We start from the raw sequence: 10,357 nt of genomic DNA on the forward strand, positions 1-10,357 counted from the left end.
GGAGGTGCGGATCTTCCTGCGGGGGATGACGGGGAAGGGATGCGTATCGTCGCGCTGCGCCGGATGCGGCCGGGCGCGACGATACAGGCGGCCAGTTGGACGGCCGGTTGGACCGCCGGTCAGTTCGCGGCCGGTGCGCTCGCGCCGGACGGCGCGGACGATGCGACGGGGTTCGCAGCGGCGGGGGCGGGCGTTTTGTCCGCCGACGCAGGCGATGTGCTCGACGGCGTGGATGTCGATGCGGGTGCGGATGTTGCGGATGCCGGCGTGGCGACGGCTGGCGCCGAAACGCCGGGCGCGGAGGCCGCGGCGGCGGGCGATGCCGTCGGGCTGGAAGCCGGTACGGGCGACGAAGTCGTCACGGGTGCCAGCCCGGAAGCCGCTGCCGGTGCCGGCACCGAACCCGCCACCGAACCAGACGCCGCCACCGGAGCGGCCGCACGCATCGCGGCCGGCGCGACAACGGTCGCCGCCGCGGCCGGCACGGCGATCGCGCCCGACCCGGGCGCGACAGCCGGCACCGATAGCGGCACCGGCGCCGCGGGCGGCGTCGGCACGACCGGCGTCGTCATCTTCATCGGTTCGCCTTGCGGCGTCGGTGCGGGCTCGGGCAGCGGCGTGACGGCTTCCTTCTCGGCGGCTTTCACGGTGGCGCGGTCGCGGCGGGCCGGGTCGATCTTCAGGAAATGGTCGACGAGATTGAAGAAGCGCTCGTAGAACACGCCGGCGGGAATCGTCTCGCTCGCGGTCTTGACGAGCGCATCGTCGCTCGACCCGATCGGCAGCGACAGCGAGCCGAACACGCTGAGGCCGACGCTGGCCGACGTATTCGACTTCTTCAGCGTGTAGCGGTCCTGCACCGCGTTCACGTACGCGATGCTCGACGAGCCGTCCGCGTTCGCATCCGCGCACACGACGTGAAACTCGATCACGACGTGCATGTCGTTGTTCGGCTGGAAGTTCTTGCTGCCGTCGACCGCATCGTTGCGCGACGACGACACCACATAGCCCTGGCTCAACAGCGCGCGCCGCGCGGCCTCGCAGGCCGCGTCGGATTTCGAGTGGAACGTGTGCGCATACGGGCTGGTCGCCGCGTCGAACTGTTCCTGCTGGTAGATCGGCTTGGGCGGCGTCGAGCACGCCGCCAGCACGGTCGCGGCCGCGAGTGCGCACGAAACGGAAAACAGGCGAAATCGGTTGTGCATGGCGTCTTTCAGAAGGCTCGGCGAGATGCAGCGCCGGGTTGCGCGCGTCGCGCGGCAACCGGATGGCGGCCGTCGCGCAACGGCGGGGCCGGAAATGGGCGCATGGCAATCTCGGATGGCCGGGGCGTCATTATAGTTTCGTTTGATGTCGCGTTCGTTTCCGGAGCTGTTTCCGCCCATGACAGTTTCGGGGAGCCGTTACCGGCGAGAACGATCGCGACAGGGCGCTAGGCGGCCGGCGACGGTCGCGCGCAAGCCAGCAATTGCGACGTCAGCGGATGATGTTCGCCACGCCGCGAGCGGATCGCGTGGATTTCCTCGGTCACGTCGCCTGCGCGCCCGAGCCGCCTGAGGCCGCGCAGCAGCGATGCGTCGTTCGCGCCGAGCTCGCTAAGCGGGAACACGCCGAGGCCGCGCGCCGCGAACACGGCCATCAGCGCGCTGTCCTCGAATTCCCCGGCCACGCGCGGCACGATCCGTTCGCCTTCCAGCCACAGGTCGAGGCGTGCACGCAGCGCCGAATGCGCGGTCGGCAGCAGCACGGGCAGGTCGGCCAGGCACTGCGGAAAGCGCTGCCGCGAGGCCGGCGTGACGAGTGCCGCGGGGCCATACCAGTCGACCGGCGACGCGACCAGCCGCTCGCTCGTCACGCGCAGGTTCGACCCCGACGGCGCGCCCTGGCCGGCCAGCACGAGATCGAGATGATGCAGCGCGAGTTCCGCGAGCAGCGCATCGTGCTCGCCCTCGTGGCACAGCAGCCGCAGCGTGGGCGTGTCGAGCACGGGCGCGAGGATTGCATGCGCGGCGAGCTTGGAGATGCCGTCCGCGAGGCCGACCGCGAGCCGCACGGTCGGCTGGCTGGCCGCCGCGCGCACTTCGTCGGGAATCAGCCGCCCGATCTCGAAGATGACCTCCGCGCGCGCATACGCCGCCTGGCCCGCGTCGGTCATCGCGACGCCGCGCCCGGCCGGGCGCAACAACTGGTGCCCGAGCGATTTCTCGAGCTCGCGCACCTGCGCGCTGATCGTCTGCACGGCCATGTCGAGCCGGCCGGCCGCGCGTGTGAAGCCGCCTTCCTTCACGACGACCCAGAAATAGTACAGATGTCGGAAATTGAGCATCGGATCGAAACTTCGGAAAAACCGAACCTAAAATCAGATTCTCTCTGATTTTTTCGAAGTTCGGGCCGGAATATCATCGGGCTTTCCACTTTCGTATCGGCCCATTTCATGGACTACCTGCTGACGCTTGCCGTCGATCCCGCCGTCTGGGCTGCGCTCCTGACGCTCGTCGTGATGGAAGTCGTGCTCGGCATCGACAACCTGATCTTCATCTCGATCCTCAGCAACAAGCTGCCCGAAGCGCAGCGTGCCCGCACGCAGCGCCTCGGCATCGCGCTCGCGCTGGTGATGCGCCTCGCGCTGCTCGGCAGCGTCGCGTGGATCGCGAGCCTCACCGAACCGGTGTTCACGCTCTTCGACCACGCGTTCTCGTGGCGCGACATGATCCTGCTGTCGGGCGGCCTGTTCCTCGTGTGGAAGGCGACCACCGAGATGCATCACCACGTGTCGCACGACGGCGACGGCGCGGGCGGCTCCGGCGGCGCGGCCGGCCTGACGGTGTGGGCCGCGATCGGCCAGATCGTGATGCTCGACATCGTGTTCTCGATCGACGGCATCGTGACCGCGATCGGCATGACCGAGCACATCCCGATCATGTTCGTCGCGGTGATCGTCGCGGTGGCCGTGATGCTGTTCGCTGCGCAGCCGCTGGCGCGCTTCATCGACCGCAACCCGACCATCGTGATGCTCGCGCTGTCGTTCCTGGTCGTGATCGGCATGACGCTGATCGCCGAAGGCTTCGGTTCGCATGTGCCGAAGGGTTACATCTACGCGGCGATGGCGTTCTCGGCTTTCGTCGAGGGCATGAACATGCTGGCGCGGCGCGCGAAGGCGAAGCGCGCGGCACGGGTCGAAGGCAACTAAGCCCCCGCGTGTGAGGCCGGCCGCTGCGGCGGCCGGCTCGCACGCCTTCATACGGAATTCGTCAGGAATTCGCACGGAAAGGAGAAACGCGATGAAATGCCCTGTCTGCAAGACGCCCGACCTGCTGATGGCCGAGCGCCAGTCGATCGAGATCGACTACTGTCCGACGTGCCGCGGCGTGTGGCTCGATCGCGGCGAACTCGACAAGCTGATCGCCCGCGAGGGCAGCGATGCGCCGGCGCACCGCGACGAGCCGGCTGCGTCGCGCGACACCCACGCCCACACCCATGCGCCGCGCGATCGCGACAACTGGGGGCGCGACAATCGCTCGCACGACGACCGTCACCGGCACGACGGCCAGCGCCGCCGCAAATCGATGTTCGACCTGTTCGATTTCGATTGAATCCGGATACGGCGCGCACGCATACGCGTCCGCCGATGCAAAAAAGCCCCGCCGGGTATCGCGCCCGGCGGGGCTTTTTCATGCGTGTCGAAACATGTCGCGCTGCGGCGCTTACGCGTTGCCTGCCGTCACGTCGATGCGGCGCGGGCGCGTTTCTTCGCGGCGCGGAATCGTCAGCGTCAGCACGCCGTCGCGCAGGTTCGCGTCGATCCTGGACGTGTCGAGATCGGGGCTCAGCACGAAGGTCCGTGCATAACGCGGCGCGCGGACTTCGGCGTGCCGCACGCGCAGGTCGGCCGGCGTGTCGATCTGCGTATCGGCTTCGATCGTCAGCGTGTTGTCGTGCACCTTCACATCGAGGTTTTCGCGCGGCACGCCGGGCAGGTCGGCCCGCAGCGTAACGCCGAGATTGTTCTCGACGATGTCGACGGCCGGCGTGATCGCGGGCCGCCGCGCGGCGGCGGCCGGGTGAGCAGTGGCGGTGTGGCGTTCGGCCAGGGTTGGATTCGTGTTCATGTCGGTATCCTGAATATTACTGAACGGTGATCGCACGCGGCTTCGATGCTTCGCGCCGGCCGACGCGAATCAGCAGGCAGCCGTTTTCGTAACGCGCGCTGACGTTGTCGGCGTCCGCATTCTGCGGCAGCTCGACGACGCGGCGGAACGTGCCGTGAAAGCGCTCCTGCGCATAGGTGCGCACGTCGTCGCCTTCGCCGCGCGGCGCCGGTTTGCGCTCGCCGCTGATCGTCAGCAGGTCCTTGTCGATCGACACGTCGAAGTCGGCCGCGGCCATGCCGGGCGCGAACGCAACGATCTCGATCGCATCGTCGGTGGCGCCGACGTTCAGCGCGGGGAACGCGCCCGGCCGCACCGCGCGGATGCCGGACGGGAGTTCGCCGAACAGGTTCGCGACCTGCCGCTGCACGCGGGCGAATTCGTCGAACAGGTCGTGGCCGTTATGGATACCGCTCATGATGGTCCTCCGGAACAGGGAACGCGGGAGACGCGACGGCGCGACGCCTGCGGCGGGCGCGCCGGGCGACTCCACTGGGTCGAAACGGGGGCAGTGCGTTGCATGGAGCACTGCCCGGCAACACGTAATTAGTGGCCGCCGCAACGCATTTCAAGAGGGAACCCGCAACTTGCGTCAACGCGTGCCCGTGCGATTCGATGCGACAATCGCCGCGATCTATCTGCAGACCAACGAGACGGGACAACCATGGACATTCGACGCATCGCGATCGTCGGCGCCGGCGTGATCGGCGCGAGCTGGGCCGCTTTCTATCTGACGCAAGGCTTCGACGTCGTCGCGACCGATCCGGCGCCCCAAGCCGACGCGCGGCTGCGCGATGCGCTGGCCGCGTTTCTCGGCGACCGGGCCGCCGAACTTTCCGCGCGGCTGTCGTTCGACGCCGATCTCGTGCGCGCACTCGACGGTGTCGATTTCGTGCAGGAGAACGGCCCGGAACGGCTCGACCTGAAGCGAGCGCTATACCGACAGATGGACGACGTGCTGCCCGCGCACGTACCGATCGCGTCGAGTTCGTCGGGCCTGAAGATGTCGGACATCCAGACTGCGTGCGCGAAGCATCCGGAACGCTGCCTGATCGCGCATCCGTTCAACCCGCCGCACCTGATTCCGCTCGTCGAGCTGGTCGGCGGCGATGCGACCGGCAAGGACGTGATCGCGCGCGTGAAGGATTTCTACGACGCACTCGGCAAGCAGACGATCGTCCTCAACAAGGAGATGACCGGCCACGTCGCGAACCGGCTCGCGGCCGCGCTGTTCCGCGAGGTGTATCACCTCGTCGGCGAAGGCGTCGTGAGCGTGGCCGATGCGGACAAGGCCGTCGCATGGGGCCCCGGCTTGCGCTGGGGGCTGATGGGGCAGTGCCTGACCTATCACCTCGGCGGCGGCGCGGGCGGGATCGCGCACTTCCTCGAACACCTGTCGGGGCCGATCACGAGCTGGTGGGACGACCTCGGCACGCCTTCGTTCGATCCGGACGTCGATCGCAAGCTGACCGACGAATTGCGCGCGATCCAGGGTGATCATTCGATGCAGGAACTGGCGGCCGAGCGCGACCGGCTGCTCGTCGAGCTGATCGACGCGCGGCGCCGCAGCTTTTTGCCGTGACCGCGTTGCAGCGGTGCGTTTCGGTCGGGCCGCGATCGGTCGGGCCGCGCTCGGCTACTGCTGCGCTGCCGTTTGCGGTGCTTGCGGCGTCTGCGCAAGCCACGACGGGCTCGCTGCCTGCACGAGTTCGCGGTTGCGCGCGCGCGTCGCGGCGCTCGGCGGGTAGTTGCCGTCGTTCGTCGGCAGTTCGCCGTCGAGATAGGCCTGCTTGAGCTGGGCGATGACTTCCGCGCGCGTCAGGCCCTGTTCGGGCGCCGCGGCGTCGGTCTGGGCAAAGGCGGGGGACAGCAGGGCGGCTGCGGCGGTCGCGACGGCGAATCGCAAGACGTTCATGGTGCGCTCCGATCAAGGGGACGGGATACCGGATGTGCGCGGCGGCTTGCCGTGCGTACCGATGGGGCCCATTGTCGCGAGCGGGTGCTGCGCGGACGATGACGCGTTCCGGGCAAAGCTGTCAGTTGCGGATGCGGCCGCGCTGCGTGCGTCGCGCGCGGTACGGCTACAACTCCGCTGCTGCCGCGACCAGCGTGGCTTCGAGCGCGAGCGTCGAGCGCGACGCGGCGGCCGGCCGGTCGATCACGTATTCGAGTTCGCCGAGCTCGGGCAGCCCCGCGTCGAGCCGCGCGAGCCCGGCCGGAATCACGTAGCCGGCGAACGCGCTGACGCCGAGCCCCGCGCTCGCGGCCGCACGCAGGACCGCGATGCTGCTGCTCACCACCGCGATCCGGTAAGGCCGGCCGATCGCGTCGAGCGTTTCGAGCACGCGGCGGCGCGACACGCTCGGCTCCGGATGCAGTGCGAGCGGCAGCACGGTCTCGTGGCCGGTGATCCGCGAATCGGGGCCGGTGCACCAGTACAGCGGCTCGCTGCGGATCACGCGGCCGCGCCGGCTGCCCGCGATGCGCTTCGCGAACACCAGATCGTGCCGGCCCTCGTCGAGCGCGTCGAACAGGTCGCCCGACAGCCCGGTCGAGATCGCGAGCTCGACCTCCGGATTGCGCTGCACGAAGCTCGCGAGCGCGGACGTCAGGTGCGTCGACGCGAAATCCTCCGACATCGCGAGCCGCACCTTGCCCGACAGCGGCGGCCCGCACACCGATGTGACGGCCTCGTCCATCAGTTCGAGAATGCGCACCGCGTAACGGAACAGCGCATCGCCGTGCTGCGACAGGTGCACGTTGCGCGTGTCGCGCTCGAACAGCGGCCGGTCGAGCAGCTCCTCGAGACGGCGGATATGCTGGCTGACGGTCGACTGCGACAGGTTCACGCGCTCGGACGCGGCGGTGAAGCTGCCGGACTGGGCGACGGCGACGAAGCTGCGCAGCAGCTCGGGCGGTAACGGGCGCATTGCTAAATCCACTGAATCGGTTTCGACAACTTCATAAATGGCCGGATATTGCGGCGCTAGTATCGGATCACGCCCCGGTGCGGCCCACAACGGGACGCACCGGACGCGTGGCCCGCGTCGTGCCGGCGGCTGCTTCGGTCAGTCTACGGCATCCGGCGTCCGGCCCGAAACCGCATCATCCCATCGACCGCCCGAGAACGCGCCCGCACGACGGGCCGCCGGGCCGCGGCGCACCGCCGCAGGAGACAGTCCGCGCACGCGATCGGCGCGCGGGCCCGCTTTCTGCACGCGTCAGGCGCCCGTCACGAAAAGACTGGAGACGACTCATGATCATCTACGGAACCGCGCTGCTGGCGTTCTGCCACCTGGCCGGACTGTTCCTCGGCGACCTGCTGGGCAGCGCGATCGGCGTGAAGACCAACGTCGGCGGGGTCGGCATCGCGATGCTGCTGCTGATCTGCCTGCGCCTGTGGCTGCACCGGCGCGGCTGGCTGCCGAAGGAGACCGAGGCAGGCGTCGGCTTCTGGGGCGCGATGTACATCCCGGTCGTCGTCGCGATGGCCGCGAACCAGAACGTCGTCGCCGCGCTGAAGGGCGGCCCGGTCGCGCTGCTCGCCGCCGTCGGCGCGGTCGCGATCTGCGCATGCTGCATCGCGGTACTCGTGCGCATGGGGCGCGACGACACGGCCTTCGCGGGCGTGCCGCAATTCGAAGAACAATGACGGAGGCCACCATGCTGCAGATGCTCGAGAAAGTCGTCGCCCACAACGGGCTCGTCGCGTCGTTCGCGCTGGTCGGCCTGATCATGTGGCTGTCGTCGATCGCGTCGCGCAAGCTCACGTTCGGCCGCGTGCACGGCTCCGCGATCGCGATCGTGATCGGTCTCGCGCTCGCGTATGTCGGCGGCGCGTTCACCGGCGGCGAGAAGGGAATCGCCGACGTGCCGCTGTTCGCGGGCGTCGGCCTGATGGGCGGCGCGATGCTGCGCGATTTCGCGATCGTCGCGACCGCGTTCGAAGTGCAGCCGACCGAGGCGCGCAAGGCCGGGCTCGTCGGCGTCGTGTCGCTGCTGCTCGGCACCGTGCTGCCGTTCATCGTCGGCGCGTGCATCGCGCGCGCGTTCGGTTACACCGACGCGGTCAGCATGACGACCATCGGCGCGGGCGCCGTCACCTACATCGTCGGGCCCGTGACGGGCGCGGCGATCGGTGCGAGCTCCGACGTGATCGCGCTCAGCATCGCGACGGGGCTCGTGAAGGCGATCATCGTGATGGTCGGCACGCCGGTCGCGGCCAACTTCATGGGCCTGAAGACGCCGCGTTCCGCGATGATCTTCGGCGGCCTCGCCGGCACCGTCAGCGGCGTGAGCGCGGGGCTCGCCGCGACCGACCGCCGGCTCGTCCCGTACGGCGCGCTGGTCGCGACGTTCCATACGGGCGTCGGCTGCCTGCTGGGCCCGTCGGTGCTGTTCTTCACGACGCGCGCGCTGGTCGGCGGCTAGGCTCAGCGATGCGGCGCTGCTCGGGCCGCATCCATCGCGGCGTCCTCTGAGTCGCATTCGTCAACATCATCAATCGGCGGCGGCGCCAGGCTTAGAATGCCGCTGAACCATCGAAGCGGGAGAACTGTTCATGACGGGATGGAATCACGCGCGGCAGGCGCGCGATGCACGCCTCGCGGCCGGCGCGGCTTACGCGCAGGGCAAGCGGGTCGATGCACGCGACACCGTGGCGTTGCTCGAGGCGGTGCTGCGGCCGGGTGACCGCGTCTGCCTCGAAGGCGACAACCAGAAGCAGGCCGACCTGCTCGCGACGGCGCTCGCCGATGTCGACAGCGCGAAGGTGCACGACCTGCACATGGTGCAGTCTGGCGTCGTGCTGCCCGAGCATCTCGACGTGTTCGAGCGCGGCATCGCGAAGCGTCTCGACTTCGCGTATTCGGGCCCGCAGTCGCAGCGGATCGCGAAGCTGCTGTTCGGCGGCAAGATCGCGCTCGGCGCGGTGCACACCTATCTCGAACTGTTCGCGCGCTACTTCATCGACCTCACGCCGCACGTCGCGCTGATCGCCGCGGTCAGCGCCGACCGCGACGGCAACCTGTACACGGGCCCGAACACCGAGGACACGCCGACCGTCGTCGAGGCCACCGCGTTCAAGGACGGCATCGTGATCGCGCAGGTCGACCGCATCGTCGACAAGGTGCCGCGCGTCGACATCCCCGGCGACCGCGTGCATTTCGTCGTCGAGGCCGGCCGGCCGTTCTACGTCGAGCCGCTGTTCACGCGCGATCCGGCCGCGATCACCGAAACGCAGATCCTCACCGCGATGCTCGCGCTCAAGGGCATCTACGAGCCGTACGGCATCAAGCGACTGAACCACGGGATCGGCTTCAACACCGCCGCGATCGAGCTGCTGTTGCCGACCTACGGCGCGAAGCTCGGGCTGAAGGGCAAGGTCTGCACGCATTGGGCGCTCAATCCGCACCCGACGCTGATTCCCGCGATCGAGTCGGGCTGGGTCGAGCAGATCCACTGCTTCGGTTCCGAGGTCGGGATGGACGACTACATCCGCGCGCGTTCCGACGTGTGGTTCACGGGCCCCGACGGATCGCTGCGCTCGAACCGCGCGTTCTGCCAGACGGCCGGTCTCTATGCGTGCGACATGTTCATCGGCTCGACGCTGCAGATCGATCTGTCCGGCCATTCGTCGACGGTCACGGCCGAGCGGATCGCCGGCTTCGGCGGCGCGCCGAACATGGGCAGCGACGCGCGCGGGCGGCGCCATCCGAGCGAGCCGTGGCTGAAGGCCGGCGCGGAAGCCGACCCCGACACGCCGGCGGTGCTGCGGCGCGGCCGCAAGCTCGTCGTGCAGATCGGCGAGACCTTCGGCGACAAGAACGCGCCGATGTTCGTCGAGAAGCTCGATGCGCTGAAGCTGGCCGACAAGCTGCAGCTCGACCTCGCGCCGATCATGGTCTACGGCGACGACGTCACGCACATCGTCACCGAGGAAGGGATCGCGAACCTGCTGATGTGCCGCGACAAGGACGAGCGCGAGCACGCGATTCGCGGCGTCGCCGGCTATACGGACGTCGGCCGCGGCCGCGACCGGAAGATGGTCGAGCGGCTGCGCGAGCGCGGCGTGATCCGCCGCCCGGAGGATCTCGGCATCGATCCGCTCGACGCCGACCGCCGCTGGCTCGCCGCGCGCTCGATCAAGGATCTCGTGCACTGGTCGGGCGGGCTCTATGCGCCGCCGGCCCGGTTCCGCAACTGGTGAG

At 68.9% G+C, this 10,357-nt stretch carries 12 protein-coding genes; 6 read left to right on the forward strand and 6 right to left on the reverse strand.

Translation table 11 applies throughout. From position 1 onward, the window contains the following. Nucleotides 1–119 precede the first annotated feature (119 nt). Both LXM88_RS11370 and LXM88_RS11375 read right to left on the reverse strand, forming a co-directional pair. The gene (locus LXM88_RS11370; protein WP_262542301.1) at nucleotides 120–1,205 is read right to left on the reverse strand and encodes a DUF2242 domain-containing protein; all 1,086 of its coding nucleotides are present in this window, start codon (nucleotides 1,203–1,205) and stop codon (nucleotides 120–122) included. A gap of 227 nt (nucleotides 1,206–1,432) precedes the next feature. After that, nucleotides 1,433–2,326 carry a LysR family transcriptional regulator gene (locus LXM88_RS11375; RefSeq protein WP_262542304.1) on the reverse strand — a complete coding sequence of 298 codons (894 nt, stop codon included), beginning with the start codon at nucleotides 2,324–2,326 and terminating at the stop codon, nucleotides 1,433–1,435. A 108-nt stretch (nucleotides 2,327–2,434) separates the two neighbouring features. On the opposite strand from LXM88_RS11375, the gene LXM88_RS11380 reads away from it, so the two are divergent. Together LXM88_RS11380 and LXM88_RS11385 are read left to right on the forward strand one after the other, a co-directional pair. Continuing rightward, on the forward strand, nucleotides 2,435–3,190 hold the full coding sequence (locus LXM88_RS11380) for a TerC family protein (RefSeq protein ID WP_262542306.1): 756 nt from the start codon (nucleotides 2,435–2,437) through the stop codon (nucleotides 3,188–3,190). Between the two features lie 91 nt (nucleotides 3,191–3,281). Beyond that, on the forward strand, nucleotides 3,282–3,593 hold the full coding sequence (locus LXM88_RS11385) for a TFIIB-type zinc ribbon-containing protein (RefSeq protein ID WP_262542308.1): 312 nt from the start codon (nucleotides 3,282–3,284) through the stop codon (nucleotides 3,591–3,593). Nucleotides 3,594–3,704: 111 nt separating this feature from the next. On the opposite strand, the gene LXM88_RS11390 is transcribed toward LXM88_RS11385, so the two are convergent. Then, the gene (locus tag LXM88_RS11390) at nucleotides 3,705–4,109 is read right to left on the reverse strand and encodes an Hsp20/alpha crystallin family protein (RefSeq protein ID WP_262542310.1); all 405 of its coding nucleotides are present in this window, start codon (nucleotides 4,107–4,109) and stop codon (nucleotides 3,705–3,707) included. A 16-nt stretch (nucleotides 4,110–4,125) separates the two neighbouring features. Next, a complete protein-coding gene (locus LXM88_RS11395) occupies nucleotides 4,126–4,566 on the reverse strand; it encodes an Hsp20/alpha crystallin family protein (protein ID WP_034183249.1) in 441 nt (146 codons plus the stop codon). 246 nt (nucleotides 4,567–4,812) lie between these two features. Between LXM88_RS11395 and LXM88_RS11400 the strand changes: the two genes are divergently transcribed. Next, nucleotides 4,813–5,730: a 3-hydroxyacyl-CoA dehydrogenase NAD-binding domain-containing protein gene (locus LXM88_RS11400; protein ID WP_262542314.1), complete on the forward strand. Its 918-nt coding sequence runs from the start codon at nucleotides 4,813–4,815 to the stop codon at nucleotides 5,728–5,730. 54 nt (nucleotides 5,731–5,784) lie between these two features. On the opposite strand, the gene LXM88_RS11405 is transcribed toward LXM88_RS11400, so the two are convergent. Beyond that, nucleotides 5,785–6,063, reverse strand: coding sequence for a DUF4148 domain-containing protein (locus LXM88_RS11405; protein ID WP_034183251.1), 279 nt, complete (start codon nucleotides 6,061–6,063; stop codon nucleotides 5,785–5,787). A 166-nt stretch (nucleotides 6,064–6,229) separates the two neighbouring features. Then, nucleotides 6,230–7,078, reverse strand: coding sequence for a LysR substrate-binding domain-containing protein (locus tag LXM88_RS11410; protein ID WP_262542319.1), 849 nt, complete (start codon nucleotides 7,076–7,078; stop codon nucleotides 6,230–6,232). Between the two features lie 326 nt (nucleotides 7,079–7,404). Between LXM88_RS11410 and madL the strand changes: the two genes are divergently transcribed. The 3 genes from madL to mdcA all read left to right on the forward strand — a co-directional run bounded on the left by madL (nucleotide 7,405) and on the right by mdcA (nucleotide 10,356). Then, nucleotides 7,405–7,800 (forward strand): malonate transporter subunit MadL, encoded by a 396-nt coding sequence (madL, locus tag LXM88_RS11415; RefSeq protein WP_060263120.1) that lies wholly within the window; start codon nucleotides 7,405–7,407, stop codon nucleotides 7,798–7,800. 11 nt (nucleotides 7,801–7,811) lie between these two features. Then, nucleotides 7,812–8,579: a malonate transporter subunit MadM gene (gene madM / locus LXM88_RS11420; protein WP_096472941.1), complete on the forward strand. Its 768-nt coding sequence runs from the start codon at nucleotides 7,812–7,814 to the stop codon at nucleotides 8,577–8,579. A gap of 130 nt (nucleotides 8,580–8,709) precedes the next feature. Next, nucleotides 8,710–10,356 carry a malonate decarboxylase subunit alpha gene (mdcA, locus tag LXM88_RS11425; RefSeq protein ID WP_262542324.1) on the forward strand — a complete coding sequence of 549 codons (1,647 nt, stop codon included), beginning with the start codon at nucleotides 8,710–8,712 and terminating at the stop codon, nucleotides 10,354–10,356. The last annotated feature ends 1 nt before the right edge of the window (nucleotide 10,357 follow it).

This window comes from Burkholderia sp. S-53, assembly GCF_025560745.1.
GTDB classification, from domain to species: domain Bacteria; phylum Pseudomonadota; class Gammaproteobacteria; order Burkholderiales; family Burkholderiaceae; genus Burkholderia; species Burkholderia pyrrocinia.